The organism is Streptacidiphilus jeojiense (genome assembly GCF_000719095.1).
GTDB lineage: Bacteria > Actinomycetota > Actinomycetes > Streptomycetales > Streptomycetaceae > Streptacidiphilus > Streptacidiphilus jeojiensis.
Genome location: NZ_JOEH01000002.1, coordinates 343,670 through 364,202, shown reverse-complemented (window position 1 = coordinate 364,202; position 20,533 = coordinate 343,670). Strand labels below are relative to the sequence as shown.

General features: G+C 71.3%; 11 protein-coding genes and 2 pseudogenes. 7 read left to right on the top strand and 6 right to left on the bottom strand.

Annotation, left to right across the window (positions count from 1 at the left end; all coding sequences use genetic code 11):
* The first annotated feature begins 74 nt into the window (after positions 1-74).
* The 3 genes and pseudogenes from IF29_RS0103630 to IF29_RS47350 form a co-directional block, all read left to right on the top strand.
* The gene (locus IF29_RS0103630) at positions 75-1,346 is read left to right on the top strand and encodes a TolB-like translocation protein (protein ID WP_232241998.1); all 1,272 of its coding nucleotides are present in this window, start codon (positions 75-77) and stop codon (positions 1,344-1,346) included.
* Positions 1,347-1,860: 514 nt separating this feature from the next.
* Positions 1,861-2,841 (top strand): phosphotransferase family protein, encoded by a 981-nt coding sequence (locus tag IF29_RS0103625; RefSeq protein ID WP_030249400.1) that lies wholly within the window; start codon positions 1,861-1,863, stop codon positions 2,839-2,841.
* A 271-nt stretch (positions 2,842-3,112) separates the two neighbouring features.
* A pseudogene (locus IF29_RS47350) lies at positions 3,113-3,244 on the top strand (exodeoxyribonuclease III); the annotation flags it as partial.
* Positions 3,245-3,339: 95 nt separating this feature from the next.
* Here IF29_RS47350 and IF29_RS47345 read toward each other — a convergent pair.
* Positions 3,340-3,769: pseudogene (locus IF29_RS47345) on the bottom strand (IS256 family transposase); the annotation flags it as partial.
* A 584-nt stretch (positions 3,770-4,353) separates the two neighbouring features.
* Between IF29_RS47345 and IF29_RS0103615 the strand changes: the two are divergent.
* The 3 genes from IF29_RS0103615 to IF29_RS41545 are packed head-to-tail and all read left to right on the top strand — an operon-like array spanning position 4,354 to position 11,755.
* Positions 4,354-9,615 carry a type I polyketide synthase gene (locus IF29_RS0103615; protein WP_084713454.1) on the top strand — a complete coding sequence of 1,754 codons (5,262 nt, stop codon included), beginning with the start codon at positions 4,354-4,356 and terminating at the stop codon, positions 9,613-9,615.
* On the top strand, positions 9,612-10,442 hold the full coding sequence (locus IF29_RS0103610) for a hypothetical protein (RefSeq protein ID WP_030249393.1): 831 nt from the start codon (positions 9,612-9,614) through the stop codon (positions 10,440-10,442). Before IF29_RS0103615 ends, IF29_RS0103610 begins: the two co-directional genes overlap by 4 nt.
* Entirely contained in the window at positions 10,439-11,755 is a 1,317-nt protein-coding gene (locus tag IF29_RS41545) for an FAD-dependent oxidoreductase (RefSeq protein WP_051724839.1), read from the top strand. The genes IF29_RS0103610 and IF29_RS41545 overlap by 4 nt, the downstream gene beginning before the upstream one ends.
* 341 nt (positions 11,756-12,096) lie before the next feature.
* Here the strand turns inward: IF29_RS41545 and IF29_RS0103600 are convergent, their stop codons facing one another.
* The 4 genes from IF29_RS0103600 to IF29_RS0103585 all read right to left on the bottom strand — a co-directional run bounded on the left by IF29_RS0103600 (position 12,097) and on the right by IF29_RS0103585 (position 17,614).
* Positions 12,097-13,602 carry a UbiD family decarboxylase gene (locus tag IF29_RS0103600; RefSeq protein WP_051724838.1) on the bottom strand — a complete coding sequence of 502 codons (1,506 nt, stop codon included), beginning with the start codon at positions 13,600-13,602 and terminating at the stop codon, positions 12,097-12,099.
* A gap of 781 nt (positions 13,603-14,383) precedes the next feature.
* Positions 14,384-15,361 (bottom strand): GNAT family N-acetyltransferase, encoded by a 978-nt coding sequence (locus IF29_RS0103595; RefSeq protein WP_157623561.1) that lies wholly within the window; start codon positions 15,359-15,361, stop codon positions 14,384-14,386.
* Positions 15,362-15,504: 143 nt separating this feature from the next.
* Positions 15,505-15,954, bottom strand: coding sequence for a hypothetical protein (locus tag IF29_RS0103590; RefSeq protein ID WP_157623559.1), 450 nt, complete (start codon positions 15,952-15,954; stop codon positions 15,505-15,507).
* Between the two features lie 211 nt (positions 15,955-16,165).
* Positions 16,166-17,614 (bottom strand): ATP-binding SpoIIE family protein phosphatase, encoded by a 1,449-nt coding sequence (locus IF29_RS0103585; RefSeq protein ID WP_051724837.1) that lies wholly within the window; start codon positions 17,612-17,614, stop codon positions 16,166-16,168.
* Positions 17,615-17,812: 198 nt separating this feature from the next.
* On the opposite strand from IF29_RS0103585, the gene IF29_RS0103580 reads away from it, so the two are divergent.
* Positions 17,813-19,570: an ATP-binding SpoIIE family protein phosphatase gene (locus IF29_RS0103580; RefSeq protein ID WP_084713450.1), complete on the top strand. Its 1,758-nt coding sequence runs from the start codon at positions 17,813-17,815 to the stop codon at positions 19,568-19,570.
* A 29-nt stretch (positions 19,571-19,599) separates the two neighbouring features.
* On the opposite strand, the gene IF29_RS0103575 is transcribed toward IF29_RS0103580, so the two are convergent.
* Positions 19,600-20,487 carry an alpha/beta hydrolase family protein gene (locus IF29_RS0103575; protein ID WP_030249366.1) on the bottom strand — a complete coding sequence of 296 codons (888 nt, stop codon included), beginning with the start codon at positions 20,485-20,487 and terminating at the stop codon, positions 19,600-19,602.
* Positions 20,488-20,533 lie beyond the last annotated feature (46 nt).

Here is a 20,533-nt window from a genome sequence, read left to right as displayed (position 1 = left end):
CCGGCACGCCCCACGCCGAGCGAGGCCGGAATCGCACTCGTCCTGCTGTCAGTGCCACTGGCTACTGTGCCGGTGTGACTGATCTCAAGGTTGTGGCACGGGCGCTGGTCGGCGACGGGTGTTCGGTGGAGCGGCTGGTGTGCCATCCGCGGCTACCGCTGGTGGCCTGTTGGGACTCCGAGCGGCCAGCGGTCCGAATCTGGGACTGCGGCGGGGAGCAACTGCGGGAGCTCGGGGCGGTGGGGGCTGAGGCGGAGGTGTACGGGGACATCGTCGGGTGGCACCGAATGGAGCTGACGCCAGCTGCGGCGTGGCATCCGGAACAGGCGCTACTGGTCGTGGCGACGGCGGAGGGGTTGCGGCAGTGGACTCCTGACGGGGTGTCTGCCGTGGGCGACGGCTCCTCCTACCACTGTCTTGCATTCAGCCCCGACGGGCATGCCCTGTGGGCCTCCCCGTCGGGACGTGAAGGGGGCGACGACTGGGAGAGCTCGGACGTGATCGACCTCGGCTCCGGGGCCGTCAGCGCCGGACCCGGATGGGACACCGGGATAGCGACGCATCCCGGTGGAGGGCTCGTGGCCACCCTGGTCAGTGACCAGGGAGCCACCCACTGCCTCTTTGCCCGCACCGAGGCCGGCGACGGCGCCGCGCCTACCGTGATGCGGCGGCTGCGTCACGCGCTGATCCTGGACTGTGACGGCTACGAGGCCCCGGTCTTCAGTGCGGACGGACGTCATTTCGCGATCCGTGGCAACGCGTACGGCAACTACGTGGAGGTCTTCGAGTTCCCCTCGCTCCGCCGCGTACTGTTCACGCCCCTGGGTGACCCCAGCCCCGGCTACCCCTATCCGCAGGAGTGGCTCGACCAGATGAAGTCCTGGCCGAGGCACAATCTCGCCTTCGCCACCCGCCCAGGCATCCTGTGGATCGCGACGCCCGGCGGCTCCCTGCTCGAGGTGGACGTCGAAACCCGCGAAGCGACCGAGCACAACGGCCCGCCCGAGTCCCGCCTGACCGCGCTCACGGTGACCCGGAGCGGCGAACTCCTCACCGCCACCGCCGGTGGTCAGTTGTTCCTGCTCTCCGTCCTCACCAGCCCCGCACCGACAACGGCCAACACCCCGAACAGCCACGAGCTCGCCAAGACCGCAGCCACTGCGTTCCTGGCCGCCACCTCCGAACTCCCCACCGACAGCGACCTGGAATCCGACCTCATCGTCACCGACGGCACCCGCACCTGGGAAGCCGATGACCTCTCAACCGTGACCGAGGCCGCCCCGACGGATCCCACCTGGCTGCAACTTCGCGCCGCCGTCAACAAGATCCTGACGGAAGGCGCATGATCGCCGCCTCCTCACCTCCCACAGGCCCTCGGTGAATCCCCACTCTGACGACCAACTCCGCGACGCCAGAATGCAGATGCTCAGTCGCTGATCACCAAGGAGATGCCTCGCCTATTCCTGGCCGGCCGTACGTGTCGACGGTCCAGCCTTCCTCCGAGCTCCGCGTGGTGGCCTCCCCCCACGGACGGGTGGACGGGTGAGCCTGCCCCCGGACAGCGGGCTCCACGGCATTCTTCCCACACCCTGGTGGGCGAGTAGGCCGAACATCATTCAGGAGCCCTGAGACGCCGTTCTCCTACCGAACTCCCCAACAGCACCCCGCGCTGCCCAGCACCACCGCTGACCGATCGGCTACACCACGCCGGGGCACGCCAGGGGACGCGATCCGCCGCTGGCTCCGTTCACTTTCAGCGGCAGCGTCCTCCAGAAACTCGTTCGGGGTTGAACGACGACTCGCGTAGGGTGCTCCCGTCATCGAAGCGGAAGGCGGGTTGCGGGCGTGACACCAAAGAAAGTGACGCGAGATCAGTTGGCGAGTGCGGCGCGGGCCGCGCTGGGCGGCGGGCGACAGCTGGAAGGGGTCCAGCGGCTCACGGGCGGCACCACGAAGGGCGTGTACCGGCTGACGATGGACGACGCCATGACGGCGATCGCCTATCTGTGGGAGGGCTCCGAGAACTACTGGCCGACCACCAAACACGACGGTGACCTTGCTGACCCGTTCTCACCCAGCATCGGGCTCGACCTGTTCGAGTCCGCGCACGCGCGGCTGGAGGCGCTGGGCCTTCGGGTCCTGAGAATTCATCTGACCGACCGTAACCACACCCACTACCCGGCGGACCTTGCGATCGTCGAGGACGTGCCCGGTGAGGACCTGATGGACCTGCGCAACCGCGACCCGCGCGCCGCAGAGCCGACCATGGTGCGGCTCGCCGAGAGCCTGGCGGTGATGCGCGGCCACCGGGCGCCGTCCTTCGGCAAAGTGGCTCTGATCGACGGGGGCGGCACGTCACGTCCGGCCTCGTGCGAGCAGGCAGCACTCGACTTCGCGCTGCGCTGCCTCGCCGAGGCGACCGCGCGGGACCACAGGATCGCCGACGCTCACGACCAGTTGGAGGAGCGGCTGCGTCAGCTCACCCGGGCGGTGCAGCCGCGCGCCGAGTACTCCGTCGTCCACGGCGAACTCGGCCTGGACCACGTCATGGTCGACCGGGACGGCCATCCCGTCGTGATCGACATCGAGAACCTGTTGTACTTCGACGTCGAGTGGGAGCACGTGTTCCTCCGCCTCCGCCACACCGACAGCCAGTACCAGCACCTGGCGGTTGACGGCCTCGACGAGCACCGACTCGCGCTCTACAAACTCACCCAGCATCTGTCGCTGACAGCCGGCCCGCTACGCCTGCTGGACGGGGACTTCCCCGACCGGGAGTTCATGCGCGGGATCGCCGAGCATCACCTGAACGAGGCGCTGGCGCTCATCCCCGCGAGCTGAAGACTCGACCTGCGTGTCTGTGCCAGGGCTGGGTGAGCTTCGAGATCGTCGACCGCAAGAAGTTGGACGGGACCCTCCCGAAATGACGTCAGCGCACGGGACGGCCTGACGCACCTGAGGGCGACAGGCTATCAACGGCCTCGCAGAGGCAGCAGGTGACGCCAGGTCAGGAGCTCGTGGCCGGGCTGGGACTGGAAGCCACCACGGCGAACGTCGAGGGCCGGCTGCGGTCGCGGGCCAAGCGGCCGGCGCTCCTGCAAAGGCAGGCTGCTGGCGCATCGACTACCGGATGGCCACCCCGGCCCTCGCCGAAAAGGCCACCTCAGCGGTGGTGGAGCGAGCCGCCACCCACCCGGAGCGCTGGTCCGACCACGCACCGGTGACCGTGACGTTCGCGCTGTGACGACCCCGGAAGCCAGGAGGGCCCGGGTAGAGGTCGCCTGCCCAGCGGTCCAGGTGCCGTGGGACGGCGGACTGGGCTAGCGTCGGGTCCCACGATCCGGCGGCCGAGCAGAGGAACTGCTCCAACGCGGGCACGAAGTCCCCGGACGACAACCCGTGCAGGTAGAGCAGCGGTATCACCTCCCTGACCTTGGGTGGCCTCCGGCACCAGGGCGGCAGGATCTTCGAGGAGAACCGTTTGCGTCCGCCGGTGCACTCGTCGATGCGGCGGTCGTTCACCCGGGTCGCGGTGACCTCGATGGCCCCGGCGACCGTGGCCACGGTCCAGGGCCGGTGGCGGCCGTTGGGGACCACCAGGCGACATCCCCGCTCGTCGGTCTCGGACGCCAATTCGGCTATGTACTGGTTGACTTCCGCCTTCTGGGCCGCGGACAGCATCCGGCGGGCGCGTCGCGGACAATCTCGTCGATCACGGAGCGGACTGGGTGGAGCCGTCGTCGATGACTACGCTGAGTACTGGGCGCACCTTCCCGACCCGCGTTGACCGGCGGTGCGCTCGGCCTTGTTGGCCACTTCAGTTCCTTGTGCCGCCCGCCGCTCAACTGCCTCCTCTCCCCTTGCGTACCGGGGACCTGGCCGCCGTTCACAGCGGCCAGGGGCGGCGCAAGGTCTCAGCAGCGGCGCACGGTGGCGTCCCGACCGCCCTGCCGCGTTCTGCCTGATGGCGAGCGCCGTGTTCCGGCTTCTGTGCGCCATTGGATGAATGCGGATGTACGCACAGGCTTTGAGCCTGGAGCAGCGGACGCATCACCTTGACGCGCGCCGCATCCGTGTGTGTCGACAGCAGAGGTCTCGTCCATGCGCGACATCGCCGAAGCAAGCCGCACCGCGCCCGTTCCGCCCTGTCGCCTCGTACGCGGGCTCTGCGCCCCGGACCGACAAGATCAGCGTCGTCCTCCACGGACGGCTCCACCGTTTCCTGTCCGCCGGCGAGACGGGGCTGGGCGGAAGCGCGAAGGTGCCGATTTCCCGGCTCCTGCAGCACGGCCCTCGCCGAGTTGCTGCTCCAATCCCTCGTCAGCACCATGACTCTGTACAGGAGTTCATGTCATGTCTGCATCGCAAGCAACACCGATAGCGATCATCGGTATCGGTTGCCGCCTGCCCGGCGGCGTGGTCAGCCCCGGTGGCCTGTGGCAGCTGGCCGCCGAAGGCCGCGGCACCACCGGCCCTGTTCCCGCCGACCGGTGGGACGCAGCCCGCCTGGCCGCCCTGCAGGATCCCGAACTGGAGGAACGCGCCGCCGTCGGCTGCTTCCTCGACGGTGACATATGGGCCTGGGAGCCCGAGGCGCTGTCGGTGGCCCCGGCCGAGCGGGAGTGGGTGGACCCGCAGTCGCGAGTGATGATGGAGGTCGCCTGGGAGGCGGTGGAGCACGCCGGCATCCCGCTGGACCGCATCCGCGCCTCGCGCACCGGCGTGTACATCGGCACCTACGCCCCGGACAACCTGTTCCGCGAGGCCCGCCCGGTGGAGGACGCGCCCAACAGCCCCTACCTGTTCGGTAACTACACCGCCGGGACGGCGGGGCGGGTGGCGTTCGCACTGGACCTGCGTGGGCCGGTGATGGTGGTGAGCACCCACTGCTCGTCCAGCATGGTGGCGTTGGACACCGCCTGCGGTGCGCTGTCGCTCGGGGAGTGCGACCAGGCCCTGGCCGGGGGCGTGCTGCTGATGGTCGCGCCGCAGACGCACTACTTCGAGGCCCCGCTGCTGCTCTCGCGGCACGGCGCCTGCCACGCCTTCGACGCCCGTGCCGACGGCTACGTACGTGGCGAGGGGGCTGGCGCGCTGCTCCTCAAGCGGCTGGAGGACGCCCGGCGAGACGGCGACCGGGTGCTGGCCGTGATCCGCGGCAGTGCCGTCAACAACGACGGCCAGGCCACCCGGATGACCGCGCCCTCGGCCGAGATGCAGCGCCGGCTGTTCCGGCAGGCGGTGGACCTGGCCGGGATCGACCCGGGCGACGCCGGGTTGGTGGAGGCACACGGCCCGGGGACTTCCGTGGGCGACCCCATCGAGTACTCCTCCATCCATGCCGTTTACGGCCGCACCGGTCGCGGCGGGTGCGCACTGGGCTCACTGAAGACCAACATCGGCCACACCGAGCCGGTCTCCGGCGTCGCCGGAGTGATCAAGGCGGTGGAGTCGCTGCGCCGCGGCCTGGTCCCGCCGAACCGGAACTTCACGGGCTGGAACCCCGGCATCGACCGGGACGAGCCCTCGCGGCTGTTCGTGCCCACCGAGCTGACGCCCTGGCCGGTTCCGGGCAAGTCGCGCATCGCCGCCGTCTGCTCGTACGGGGTGAGCGGAACCAATGGGCACCTGGTGCTGGAGGCCGCGCCCGCGCCGCGCCGCATCAAGACGAAGGCGCCGAAGCAGGGCCCCGGCAGCAAGCGGCTGTTCCTCCTGTCGGCCACCTCGGAGGCCTCGCTCTCCGCCTCCGCGCGCGGTCTGGCCGGCTGGGCCGAGGGCGAGGGCGCGAGGACGCCGGTCGCGGACGTGGTGCACACCCTGGCCCTGCGTCGCCGCCACGCCGAGCAACGGCTGGGCATCGTCGCCGACTCGCTGCCCCAACTCGCCGAGCTGGCTGAGCAGTTCGCGAAGGGCCAGGCTGCCGACGGCATCGCCGCCGGGGCGCCGGTGCTGCCGCCGGGACATCCGGGTCCAGTGTTCGTCTTCACCGGACAGGGCTCGCAGTACGCGGGGATGTGCCAGGGGCTGCTCGGCTCCGAGCCGGTGTTCGCCGCCGCGATCGACGCGATCGAGCCGCTGGTCCAGGCCGAGTCCGGGTTCTCGCTGCGCGCGATGATCGAGCGCCCGGAGCAGTTGGTGGGCGTGGACCTGATCCAGCCGGTGCTGTTCGGGGTGCAGGTGGCGCTGGCCGAGGTGTGGCGCTCCTGGGGCGTGCAGCCGGCGGCCGTGATCGGGCAGTCGCTGGGCGAGGTGGCCGCCGCCGTGGTCGCCGGAGTCCTCAGCCTGGAGGACGGCGTCAAGGTGATCTGCCGCCGGGCCACGCTGCTTGCCCGCATCGCCCACGGTGCGATGGCATCGGTGATGCTCAGCGCCGACGAGACCCGGGCCGCCATCGAGGCGGCCGGGGCCGACGGCGTGGCCCTGGGCGTGCTCACCGCACCGCGCACCACCGTCGTCTCCGGCGATGCCCAGCAGGTGCGGGCGCTGGTCGAGGCATGGACGGCGGCAGGAACGGCGGCGCGGATGGTGGACGTGGACGTGGCCTCCCACTCGCCCCAGGTCGAACCGGTGGTGGCGGAACTGCACCAGGTGCTGTCCGGGCTGCCCGACAACAGGCCCGGGAAGATCGCGTTCTACTCCACCGTCAGCGCGAACCCGCGCGACCCCGGCCCGCTGAACGCCGCCTACTGGGTCCACAACCAGCGCGACACCGTGCGCTTCCAGCGCGCGGTGGAGGCCGCCCTGGCCGACGGGCACCGGCTGTTCGTCGAGTGCACCGCCCACCCGCTGGCATCACGGCCGATCACCGAGACCGCCGCACTGGCGGGCATCGAGGACGTGGTGGCGGTGGGCTCACTGCGCCGCGGCGCGGACGACGCCGAGTCGTTCCTGACCCACCTGGCCACAGCGCACTGTGCGGGCTTCGACGGCATCGACCTGTCCTCCCGCTACGGCGCCGGGCAGCTGGCCGACGTCCCGGTCACCAGCTGGAACCGCACCCGCCACGGCGGCACCGCCGAGCCCTACACCCTGGTCGCACCGCACCTGCCGGCAGCCCGCCAGCACCCGCTGCTCGGAGGGCACGTGCAGGACCCGGACGATCCCGGACGCCACCTGTGGCAGACTCCGATCAGCCCGGCCCGGCTGCCGTGGCTGACCGACCACCGGGTGGCCGGCGTCCCGGTCCTGCCCGGCACCGGCTTCGCCGAGATGCTGCTGGCCGCCGGAGCCCAGGCCCTGGGCACGGACACGGTGACGCTGGAGGGCATGCGCGCGCAGTCCCCGCTGGTGCTGGAGCCCGAGCCGGTGGTCCACACCCGGCTGCAACTGCAGGAGGACGGCTCCCTGCACGGGGAAGTACTCACCCGCACCGAAGACGGTCAGGTCATCCACGCACACGGCACGCTGCGGACCCTGACGGACCGTGAGCCGCCGCCCGTCCTCGACGGCCCGACCGGGGAGTGGACCGACTCCGCGCCCGCCGACCTGCACCGGCACTTCCGCGAGCGGCACAACGTCTTCCACGGCCCGTTCTTCACCGCCATCGACCGCATCCGGCTCAGCCCCGACCGCACCCGAGCCGTCGCCACGGTGCGCACCGCGGACTCCGCCCGGGTGTCAGCAGCAGCGCTGCGGCTGCACCCGGCGCTGGCGGACGAGTTCGTGCAGACGGCGGTGGCCGCCTGGCTCGGCTACTGCGCCACCAGCCCGGGCCCGGTGGTGGTCGCCGGCTTCGACGAGGTCACGTTGTTCGGCCCGACCTCCCACGCCCGCTACGCGGACGTGACCCTGCACACCGCCGACGACCTGCCCTGCACCGCGTCCGGGCTGCTGACCACCGCAGAGGGCACGGTGGTGGCCGAAATCCGCGGGCTGCGCCTGTCCAACATCACCCCACCCGAACAGCGCTACACCGACCGCCTCGCCCACCTGGCCTGGCACCCCGAGCCAACACCCGACGTCCTGCAGGCGGTGGGCCAGCAGTGGCTGGTCATCGCCCCCGAGCACACCCGCTGGGGCGAACGGCTCTCAGCTCTCCTGCGCAAACGCACCGCCGGAAGTCGCCTGCTGTCGTACCCGCAGAGCCTGTCCCCGGACCGCGCGCCGTTCGCCGACGCGCTGACCAAGGCACTGGAGGACGCCACCAGCCCCGCCGTCACCCACATCCTGCTGGTGCTCAACCGCGGCGGCACCGACCCCGACCCCGCCAGCGCGCAGGCCGCCGTCCGCCGCACCCTGGCCGTGCTGCAGACCCTGGCCGGACGCGGCGCCCCGCCGCGGCTGTGGACGGCCTGGCGCGGCGACCACCCGCTGACCGCCGCCGGGATCCGCGGCCTGCTGCGCGTGGCCGCCTTCGAACTGCCCGAACTGCGGCCCAGCACCCTGACCCTGTCCAGCGACACACCACTGGGCGACGTCCTGCCCGACCTGCTGGCGGACGGACCGATCACCGAGATCGCCTGGCACCACCGCGCCCGCTCCAGCGCCCGGGTCCGCACCGGCCCCGCCGACAGGCCGGCCGACGAGCCGTCGGCACGCATCCGGCCGGACGGCGGCTACCTGGTCACCGGCGGCCTCGGCGGGCTGGGCCTGCTCACCGCCCGACGCCTGACCGAACGCGGCGCACGCCACCTGGTCCTGGTCGGCCGCACCGAGCCCGGCCCCGACGCCGCGCGCCAACTGGAGGAGCTGCGCAGCACCGGCGCCACCGTCCAGGTCGTCACCGGCGACATCGCCGACCCCGCGACAGTGCGCCACGCCCTCGACACCGGCCACCCGCTGCACGGCATCGTCCACGCCGCCGGCGTGGTCGAGGACGCCACCCTGACCCGGCTCGACACCGAGCTGCTGGAACGCGTCTGGCGCGGCAAGGCCGAGGGCGCCTGGCAGCTGCACCAGGCCACCCTGGAACTGGACCTGGACTTCTTCGCCGTCTACTCCTCGGTCGCCTCCCTGCTCGGCTCCCCCGGCCAGGGCGCGTACGCGGCAGCCAACGCCTACCTGGACGCCCTGGTCGCCCACCGCCTCGCCGAAGGCCTGCCGGCCACCGGCATCCACTGGGGCGCCTGGTCCAAGGCCGGACGCGGACAGCACCTCGCCGCACGCGGCTTCGTGATGATCAGCCCGCAGGACGGCACCGACGCCTTCGAACGCATCCTGGCCGAAGGCCACCAGCAGACCGCCTACTCACCCATCGACGCCGCCCAGTGGACCGCCCCCTACCCGGCGATGCGCAGCTCCACCCTGTTCACCGAACTGCTCACCGGCGTCACCGCCGGCACTGTCGACGACACGTCACCCGTGCTGGAGGACCTGCAGACCGCAGCGCCCGGCAACGATCGACACCGCATCCTGACCGCCTTCGTCATCGACCAGGTCCGCGAGCTGCTGGGCGGAACCACCCGCCACATCGGCCCCCACACCAGCCTGATCGTCCTGGGCCTGGACTCCCTCGGCGCGGTCCAGCTCCAGCAGCGCCTCGCAGCAGCCCTGCGCACCGACATCGCCCCCGGCACCATCTGGGTCAAACCCAGCCCCGCCGCCCTCGCCGAAGCCCTCCTCGAACAGACCGGGCTGGCCGCCACCGACCGGACGTCCGCACAGGAGGCGAAGTGAACACCCTGCTCCTGGCCACCGCGACGCAGACCGAGCGCACCTGGGCCGGCGGCGTCACCATCGCCGCAGGCTCCCTCGCCACCGCGGCCCTGCTCGGGTGGGCCTGGTACGAGTGGCGCAGCAAGGGACGCCAGCTGCTTCTGGTCCTGCTGCTCGGCTCCGCGGTGAGCTTCTTCGTCGACCCCGCCTTCCAGCGCACCGCGGGCATCGTCCTGGGGGCGCCCACCTCCGCCTCACCCGGCGTCTACCACCTGCTGGGCGTCTACGAAGCGCTCTGGTGCCTGTTCGTGTACCCCATGTGGATCTCCTTCATCACCTACCTCGGCTACCTGGCCCTGGAGGAAGGCTGGCACCGCCGCCGTTTCTGGACCGTGTTCGCCGCGATGAGCCTGGCCGACGTGGTCGCTGAAGTCCCCTCCGTCCGCTTCGGCCTGTACACCTACACCGGCCAGCAGCCCTTCCGCCTGTGGGGCTTCCCCCTGATCTGGGCCCCCAACTACATGGCCATGGGTCTGCTCCTCGGCGCGGCCCTGCACTTCCTGACCCGGGCCGCGCCCGGATGGCGCAGTTGGCTCGCCCTGCCCATGGTGGCCAGCGGCTACCTGGGCCTGTGCTTCGTCACCGGCTGGCCCATCGTGCTGGCCGCGCACCACACCTTCGGCGAACCCCTGGTCAGCCTCTTCGGCCTGGCGGCTCTCGCCGCCCAACTCGCCACGCTGCAGCTGATCGCCTCCCAACTCCCCTCCGACGGTGCCCTCCCCGCATCGACGCACCCAGCCGGAGTCGCCCGACATGCGGGGGAGTTCACCTCGGACCAGGCATCATGACCACGCGAGCCGTGGTCCTGGGCGGCGGCATCGCAGGACTCCTCGCCACCTCCGCCCTGACCGGCCACTTCGACCGGATCACCCTGGTCGAGCGCGACACCCTGCCGACCGGCCCGCACACCAGACGAGGCACCCCGCAAGCCGCCCACGTGCACGGACTGGTCAGCCGAGGACAATGCGAGATCGACCGACTCCTCCCCGGATTCACCGCGGGACTGGCGGCCGCCGGCGTCCCGGTCATCGACTTCGCCGCCGACACCCTGATTCGCAACCCCCACGGTTGGGCGGTCCGCTTCCCTTCCACGCTCCGGGCCTACGGCGTCAGCCGGACCTTCCTGGAGTGGCGCATCCGCGAACGCGTGCTGGCGCTGCCCGGCGCGGAACTGCGGCAGGGCCAGGCCGTCGGCATCACGCCCGAGGGCCCCAGGGTCGCGGCTGTCACCCTCGCCGACGGCGACGCGTTGACGGCGGACCTGGTCGTGGACGCCACCGGCCGCGGCTCCCGTGCCGACCAGTGGCTGCACGAGGCAGGCTGGCCCGCCGCCCGCGAGACCGTGGTGGACTGCCGCCTCGGCTACGCCACCCGCCAGTACCGCATCCCCGACGACCACCGCGCCGACTGGGCCGCCTGCTACATCCAACCCGGCGCACCGCACCAGCCGCGCGGAGCCATGCTGATGCCCGTCGAGGACGGCCGATGGTTCGTCACCCTGATCGGCGTCGGCGACGACCGCCCGGGCCGCGACGAGCAAGGTTTCACCGCCTTCGCCGAGAGCCTGTGCACCCCCCTGATCGCCCAGGCCATCGCCCACGCAGAACCACTCACCCCGGTCGCGGTCAGCGGCTCCACCGCCAACCGCCGCCGCCACGTCGAAGAACTCCGGCAGCAGCCAGGCAACTTCATCCGCCTCGGCGACTCCGTCTGCGCCTTCGACCCCGTCTACGCACAAGGCATGAGCACCGCCGCCTGGGCCGCATCACTCCTCGCGCACCTTCTGTCCCGGATCCCCGTGGACGACCGTTTCCCCCCTCTGTTCCACCGCGCACTCGCCCGCCAGAACGGCTGGGCCTGGCGCTTGGCCACAGCAAGCGACTCCCGTTGGTCGCCCGCGCCACCACCCGACGCCGTCCAACGGATAACCGCCCGCTACACCGACCGTGTGATGGCGACCGCCTGCCACAGCAAACGCACCCAACAGGCCCTGCTGGACGTGCTCCACCTACGCAGACCGCCATCTGCGCTGCTCTCTCCCGCCGTGGTCGCCCGATGTCTCCTGCCCGTGCCCAGCGGAGGCCGCCGAACACGGAACTGAAGCGCAGTCGCAAGTGGATGCCTCTGCGACGACCGTGCAAGGTTTGCTGGGGCTGGGTGAGCTTCGAGATCGTCGACCGCAAGAAGTTGGACGGGGCCCTCCCGAAATGACGTCAGCGCACGGGAGGGCCTGACGCACCTGAGGGCGGCAGGCTGTCGACGGCCTCGCAGAGGCAGGAGGTGACGTCGGGTCAGGAGCCGGACCACGCCCCGGTTACCGTGGCCTTCGACGTGTGACGGCGCCGGAAGGCGCGGGCGGGCGCACCTGCCTGGACGGCTCAGCCGCCGCGGCACTTGGCTGCGGCGGCTGGGCCCTGTGGCCAGGGGTCGTGAGCGGGCCGACTAGCGCCGCGCGTCGGCGTCCGGGTAGCCGTAGGACTGCCAGCTGGTCAGGACCCGCTCGCGGACCTCGGCGGGCCAGCCGTTCTCGAAGCTGCCCTTGACCGGGCGTGGCTTTCCTTCGAAGCGGTCGGCGAGCAGGCAGCCGTAGATCACCTTGCCGGCCCGGTAGGTGTGCTGCTCCTCGGCCTCCAGGTAGACCGAGAGCCCGACGGTGAGACGGTCGGGGAAGTGCACTTCGCCGTGTTCGGGGTGGGTGCGGGTGGCGAACGCCCAGACCACTTCGTTGACGTCGGTGATGTCGATGTCGTCCTCGACCAGCAGGATCTTCGGGACGCCGAAGCCCGCCTTACCGGCGAAGACGATGTCGCCGATCCGCTGCGCCAGCTCACCGGCGTGGATGCCGAGGGTCTCGTGCCAGTCCTGGCTGACGGAGATGATCAGCCAGTGCAGCGCGGACTCGTAGGAGAACCAGGTGGAGGCGATCGGCAGGCCGGCCTGCCGCAGCTGGTAGAGGATCTCGGCGGCGTGCATGGTCCCGGTACCGGTGTGGTCCTCCTCGACCGGCGGGCCTGCGGCGACCACGGGCAGGATGGCACCGTCGCGGTAGGTGACCGCGCTGACCTTGAACAGCGGCTTGGGCGAGGCGTCGAAGGCGTTGTAGCCCGGGTACTCGTTCATCGGGCCCTCCATCACCTCCTCCTCGAAGGCGATGTGGCCCTCGATGACGATCTCGGCGCTGGCCGGGACGAGCAGGTCCACGGTCTCGGCCGGGACCACCTCGATGCCCTCGCCGAAGAGCGCGCCGAGGAAGTGGCTCTCGTCGGCGCCTTCGGGCAGCGGCATGGCGCCGACGTAGGGCAGCCCCGGTTCCACACCCAGCGCCAGCGCGATGGGCATCGGCTTGCCGAGCTTCGCCCACTGGGCCCGGATGATGCCCAGGTGCTGGGGGCCGGGGATCAGGCAGGCCAGCTGGTCCTTGCCGGCGACCATCATCCGGTTGATGGACCAGTTGGTCCAGGAGCCGTCGGGGGTCTTGGCGATGTTCATGCCGTAGGTCTGGATGTAGCGGCCGCCGTCGTTGCCGTGAATGAGCGGGGTCGGGAAGGCGAAGAGGTCGATGTCGTCGCCGAGTCGGATGTTCTGCTTGCAGGGTGCGTCTTCCGCGGGGACGGGCACCGGGGCGAGTCCCGGCTTGGCGCGGGCCGCGACGATCGCTTCCATGATCTCTTGTCCGGATGCCTCGGCGGGCAGTCCGAGCGCGAGGGCGATGCGGGCGAGCCTGTGCCGCGGGCCGCTCAGCCCTCCGGGTGCACCGAGTACACGGAAGCCGGATCCGGTGTACCCGGTGATGGTGTTGAACAGCGGTGCCGGTGCCCTGAGATCGTAGGAGCGGCGGATGATCGCGCCGATCTCCAGGTTCCAGTGCACTTCCTGGTCGATCGGCTGCACCTCGCCGATCGACTCCAGTTCAGCGATGAACTCACGCAGGCTGCGGAGATGTGTCACGGGGTTCCTCCCCATCGGTGGGCGGTGCCACGCCGGGGCGGCTGTTCACCCCGGCACGGCGGGTCGGGTAAGTCGACGCCCATCAGGTCCGGTGTGCGCTCCGCGGGACGGCGGACGATGCCGTCCCGGCTGGAGGAGCACGGGTAGCAGGCAGGGACGGGCAGCACCGGGTTGTCGCTGTTGCCACAGCTGGTCATCGACACCGGACCGGCTCCAACACCAACAGGGCCACCCCGTAAGCGATCCCGGCGATCCCGGGAATCCCGACCGCACCGCTGGCAGCTGCAACAAGCCTGTTCTCTCCCGTCACAGGATTGATCGTAGACCGACGACCTGCGACAGTCGAAGTGCTCGGAACTTTGCCCCATAAAATGCCTAATCCCATGATAAATAACAGGAGTTGACACACCCCGAGGGCCGCCCGGAAGGCCGCGCCGACGGCGGCCGAGCGGACGGGCCCGGCATGGTTCAAACCGTCCACCGGTCGACCGCCGCCCGCAGCTGCTGGGGTGAGGTCGGCCGCTCCTCAGCGGTGACGCAGCTCGCGGCAGCGGCCAACTGCCCACCGCGCGTCATTCCGTCCTCGGGCATCAACGGCCGGGAACGGTCGAGCGGATCACGCGCCGGGGCAGCGGCCGGTCCGGCGGCCCCAAATCGGTGGCCGAGACTCCGCATAACCGGTTTGGGTACTCGCCCTGCACCGCGGTGACCGGGTGGACGGCGTGGGCCGGCGGATCCTGGCCGCCCAAGCAGTGTGAGTGGGCGGGGACCGGACGGGCGCCTACCCGCGCTGGGCGTTGCGGACCATCGCCGCCTCGATGTCGGAGATCCTGGCCTCGACGTAGGCCTGCGAGAACAGATCGCGGTATCCGACCTCGCGGTTGATCCGGGCCATGTTGACGGCGTCGGCGGTCTGGGTGGCGATTGCCTCCAACTCGGGGCGCTCGATGGCCAGACGGCGCAGCATCGCGGCCTTGACCACCCGGCCCAGACCGTGGCCGCGGTGTTCACGGACCACTGCGGTGTCCATCTGGAAGCCCTTGGCCGGCTGGGATTTCCGGATGTACATCAGAGTCACCGCGACCACCTCTCCCGAGGTGTCGTGGACCGCCACGACGGCATGCTGTTCCGCGCTTTCGGCGAGGACGTGCTCCTCCTCCATGCGGACTCGTTCCGGCGTCCAGTCAGGGGCTTCCCACGAGAGGCCGTCGGTGACCGAGTCCTTCATGGCCTGCCGGGCTCGGGCGTAGGCGGCGACGATGTCCTCCGGGGCCGGGCCGGACCAGGCCACGAGGTGGTATCCGGCGGGCGTCGGCACCTGCCACAGCGACCGGTCGACGGAGGCGAGGTCGAGCTGCTGCAGGAGGGAGGACGGGCCGGGCTTGAAGCCGAGTCGCGAGGTCCAGGACTCTCCGGCGTGTCCGTACCGGACGAACGGCCCCAGGACACTGGAGCGACCGGCGGCGCGGGCCTCGGCCAGCATCACCTTCAGGAACTCGGTCCCGATCCCCTCGCGTCGCCGATCGGGGTGGACGATGACCTCGACCGTCGCCAGATGGGTGTTCTCCTCCAGGGATATTTCGGGCTCCGCGCCCTCTCCCATGACCCGGAGCCTCGCGGTGTAGGACTCGAACGAGGTCGGCGGCTGAATCTCCGACCACTCCGCGGCGTGGTTCGCCATGAGCAGGTCGTAGCCGGCACGGTACTCCGCCTCGGTGGCCCGCGCCGGATCGAACGGTGTGAACAGCACAGAACCCATCGAGTGGTCCCCGTTTCCAGGTCGGTGGTCGTAGCCGCGTCACCGTAGCCGATCGTGCGTCGGCCGCGCTGCGAAAAAGGCCCGGCTGCGCCGTGCTCCCCCCCGGTGAGCACGGTGCGGCCGGGCCGCTCGGGTGAGCGTGGTCAGTCGCAGCCGAGGGTGCGGTCGGTGTTGAACACCCAGTTGCCGTTGCTGTCCTGCATGCCGAAGTGGAAGTCCTTGCAGATCGCCCCGTAGACGTCCGACAGCTGGATCGGCCCGGCGTAGTACCGGTAGTAGTTGTTGTCCCAGATGGAGTCGGTCCCGTAGCCGGGGACGGCGGTGATGCCGTCGGACATCCACTTGTACATGCCGTAGTAGCGGCCCTGGGCGGTCAGCGTCGTGCAGACCCGGTTCGGGTAGTCGTAGACGTTGCCGATCGCGGCGAGGCTGCCCGATCCGTCGTAGAAGTCGTAGGCCTGGCTGGTGTTGTAGCCGGACGGGCAGCCGGAGGCGGCCGAGGCGGGGGCGGCGGCGCCGACGCCTGCGACGAGAGTGCCGGCGAGGACAGCGGTCGCGGCCACTGCGGAACGGAGCTTTCGTCCAACGGTCATGTGCGGGCGCTTCCTGGTTCGGCTTCGGTGCGGGATGAGGGATGAGGAATGGCGAGGGCGGCGGAGGCGGAACCGGATCGGGGTGACCCGAGGGGCCGTCCGTCCGCGCTGACCTGGGATCATCCTGGTCGAACCGGATCTGCCAGACCATGGCGTTGATCTGGCGTTCGCATGGTGTTGCAGCCGAGAGCCCGCCGACCAACGCAGCGGGTTACGGGAGGGCCTGTTCGGTCCAGACCGTCTTGCCGGCGCCGGTGGAGCGGGTGCCCCAGCGGTCGGTGAGCTGGGTGACCAGGTCGAGTCCGCGTCCGCCCTCGTCCAGGGCTGCGGCGCGGCGCGGGCGCGGGGTGGAGTCGCCGGTGTCGGTGACCTCGCAGACCAGGGTGCGGTCCCTGATCAGGCGCACGGTGATCGGGCCGCCGCCGTGGGTCACGGCGTTGGTGACCAGTTCGCTGACGGCCAGTTCGGTGGAGGGCAGCAACTCGGGCAGGCCCCAGGCGCTCAACTGCCCGCTGACGGCGGCCCTGGCCTGCGGGACGGAGCGGGCGGTGGCGGGGTACCGCCAGGTGGCCACGGCCGAGGGCGGCAGCATGCGGGTGCGGGCCAGCAGCAGGGCGATGTCGTCGTCGCTGGTGTTGTGGGGGCTGGCGCAGACGTGGTCGGCGATCCCGTCCAGGGTCGGGCCCGCGGAGCCCAGGGTGCGGGCCAGGTGGTCCAGGGCGGTGTCGCTGTGGTGCCGGCGCAGGTCCAGCAAGCCGTCGGTGTAGAGGGTGATGACCGTCCCCATGGGCAGGGCGAGGTCGAGCGCGGTGAAACGGGTGCCGCCCACCCCCAGCGGGGGCTGCGGGCAGAGCGGGGCGAACTCGACGCGGCCGTCCGGGTGGAGCAGTGCGGGCGGCGGCTGGCCCGCGCCGGACATGCTGCAGTGTCCGCTCACGGGGTCGTAGACCAGGTAGAGGCAGGTAGCCGCGAGCTCGGGCCGCTGCTCGTTCTGGCCGGTGCGGGCGACCAGGTCGTCCAGGCGGGCCAGCAGTTCGTCGGGGGGCAGGTCGAGGTCGGCCAGGGTCTGGACCGCGGTGCGCAGGCGTCCCATCATGGCGGCGGCGTGGATGCCGTGGCCGGCCACGTCGCCGATGACCAGGGCGACCCTGGCGCTGGACAGCGGGATCACGTCGTACCAGTCGCCGCCGACCCCGGCATCGGTGTCGGCCGGCACATAGCGGTGGCAGACCTGCACCGCGCTGGTGGCGGGCAGGTGCTGCGGCAGCAGCCCCTCCTGCAGGGCCAGGGCGAGCTCCCGGGTGTGGGTCAGTGTCCGTTCGCGCACCCGTCCCCGGGCCATCACCGTGGCCAGGACCGCGGCGCCGGCCACGAACGCCAGCTTGATCAGCCACACCCCCGTCCCGCCCTCCAGGAGCTGGTGGCGCAGCACCACGTACGCGGCCACGGTGAGTGTCCCGACCACCGCGGTGCCCGCGACACCGTGCACGGCGGCCGCGACGAACGGCACGACCGCCAGCACCAGTCCGTAGTGCCCGTCCGGGCGGGCGATCAGCAGCGCGGCCGCCGTCAGGATCAGGACTCCGCCCGGGAGCAGCTGCTGGACGCCGACCTTGGGGAGTCGCCCGGCCAGGGCCGCTGTCCGTGTCCCTGCCGACATGCTCAGACCAGCCCTTCCTTGCCACCGGGCCCGGGCTCGATGTCTTTCGCACCTTTTATCAGCATACGTTCCGCTCCGCTCTCGCCCCGAGGACGGCGTACACCGTGCTGCACGGATCGCCGTCCCGACGGAGCATGGAACGGACGGCGGGCGGACGGGCGGGCCGGGGACGAGGCGAGACGAGCAGAAGGGCCGTGGATGCACGATCATGACGACGGCCCCCCGGCCGAAGCTGAACGGGACAGGGCCGCCCCCGCCGCCCCGCCCCGGCACCGCGATGTGACGCTGATCGGAGTGGGCGTCGCGCTGGCCGAGGCGACCTCCGTGGACGAGGTCTTCAAGGCGGTGGGGTCGCTCGACTCGCCTGAGTTCCCGCTGGACGGCATGGCGATCTTTGACGTCACCGAGAAGTGGCTGAGCCTGTTGGGCCGGTACGGGTACCGGACCGGCCACGGCCGGACCGTCCGCATGCCGATCTCCACCGACCACCCGTCGACGGAGGTGCTGCGCACCGGCCGCGCGGTGTACGTGCCGACCGTGGAGGAGTACCGCGAGCGCTTCCCGACCACATGGATGCTGGCGGCCCGCAAGGGCAGTCTGTCCTGGGCGTTCCTGCCGCTGGTCAGCACCGGCCGGATCACCGGGGTGTGGCTGGTGGCCTTCGTGGACCATGTCGAGTTCGACAGCGGCATGCGCGCCACCCTGGCCACGCTGGCCGAGCTGATCTCCCGGGCGCTGGACCGGGCGCGCACCGGGGAGGCGGAGCTGGCGCTGTCGCGCGGGCTGCGGAGCAGCATGGGGCGCGGCGCGTCGGAGTACCACGGGATGACCGTGGCCTCCCGCTATGTGCCGACCGGCGGCGGGCTGGTGGTGGGCGGCGACTGGTACGACGTGATCGACCTGCCGTCCGACCGGCTGGCGCTGGTCATCGGCGACGTCCAGGGCCACGATCTGCACGCTGCGAGCCTGATGGCGCAGCTGCGTACCGCGGTGCACGCCTACGCGGCCGAGGGGCACGGGCCGGACGCCGTGCTCTCGCGCACCTCGCGCTTCCTGACCTCCCTGGACGAGGACAGGTTCGCCACCTGCATCTACATCGAGGCCGACCCGGCGACGGGCACGCTGCACATGGCGCGGGCCGGGCATCCGGACCCGGTGCTGCGCATGCCCGACGGCACCTGCATGATCAAGCACCTCAGGGGCGGCCTGCCGCTGGGCCTGATGCCGGAGGAGGACGACTACCCGGTCAACGTCATGGAGCTGCAGGCCGGCGAGATCCTGATGCTGTGCACCGACGGGCTGATCGAGACCGGGGGGCTCGACATGCAGACCGGTTGGATCCGGGTGCGGGACGCGATGTCCCCCGGCCCGACCGGCGATCTGGAGGGGATGGCCGACCGGCTGATCCACAGTGTGGTCGGCCCGGTGACGGAGCACGGCGAGGAACGCCCGACCCCGCGCAACGAGGACGACATCGCACTGCTCCTGCTGCGCCGCGACACCGGCGCCCAGCAGCCGGTACGGCCGGTGCGGCGGGTGCTGATCACCATCGAGCAGGACCAGGCGGAGGGCCTGGCGGAGGCGCGGACGGAGCTGCGGGCGCTGCTGCACGACTGGGGGCGGCCGGACCTGGTGGACACCGCCGTGCTGCTGGCGTCCGAGCTGCTGGGCAATGTGCTGGTGCACACCGACCAGGCCGCGGTGCTCATCGCCGCGGTGTCGGGCGAGCCCGGCCACCGCACGCTGCGCGTGGAGGTCTCCGACAGCGGCGACGAACTGCCGCACCAGCGCACCCCCGGCGAGCTGGCGTCCTCGGGGCGCGGGCTGGTGCTGCTCGATATCCTGTCCGACCAGTGGAGCGTACGGCCGGAGTCGGAGGGCAAGACGGTGTGGTTCGAGCTGGCCGAGGAGCCGGACGGGGGCCCGGACTCCGATGCCGATGCCGACGCCGGCTAGCCGGCTGTCGGAGACGGATCCGCGCCCGCTCAGCCGCGCAGGTTGCGGTCCAGGAAGTCGCGCACCAGCGTCATGACCTGCAGCGAGGTCCACTGCCGCGACTGCTCCCCGCTCAGCGCCAGGTGCCCGTGGCCGGCGCCGGTGAGCAGGTAGCGGGTGCTGTCGACCCCGGCCGCCCGGAGGGCCAGGTGCAGTTCCAGCGTCTGCGCGGGCGGGATCACCCGGTCGTCGTCGCCGTGCAGCAGCAGGAAGGCCGGGGCCCCGGGGCGGGCCAGGTCGGCCGGGTTGGCCTCGGCCGCGCCGTAGCGGTTGACGGCGTTGTCCGGGTTGCCGAGGAAGGTGTGCATGCGCTGGTCGAAGCCCTCGGCCAGCCGGGCGATGTCGACGGCGCCGAACTTGTCGACGACCGCCCCGATCCGCTCGTCCTCCAACCCGACCAGGGAGGCCATGTACCCGCCGGCGGACTCGCCCCACACGCCGATGCGCCCGGGGTCGATCCCGAAATCCTCGGCGCGCCCGGTCAGGTAGCCGATCGCCGCCTGCGCGTCGGCCAGCCCCTGACGGTACGTCGCCTTCTGGCGCGTGGTGCGGTACTGCACGGACGCGACTGCGTAGCCGGAGGCGGCGATGAAGGCCCGCTCCCGGCGCGCCATCGCGCGCGGGGCGACGGCGAAACCGCCGCCGGGCAGGTAGACAACCAGCGGGTGGCGCCCCGGCGTGCTCGGGGTGTGCAGGTCGAGCCGGAGTCCCTCGTGGTAGCGCAGCCCGCGGCGCAGCGTGACGCCGTCCGGCTTGCGCGGGACCTGCTCCGCGGTGTCCACGGTGATCCGTACGACGCCCTCGTGGTCGTCGGGCTCGGGAGCCGGGGTCGTGGAGTACTCCATGCCCGGGAGCATGCGCATGTACTTGAGGTTCATGGGGGTCGGTCTCCCTGCTGTCGGAATAGCTATTCCGCCACCCAGG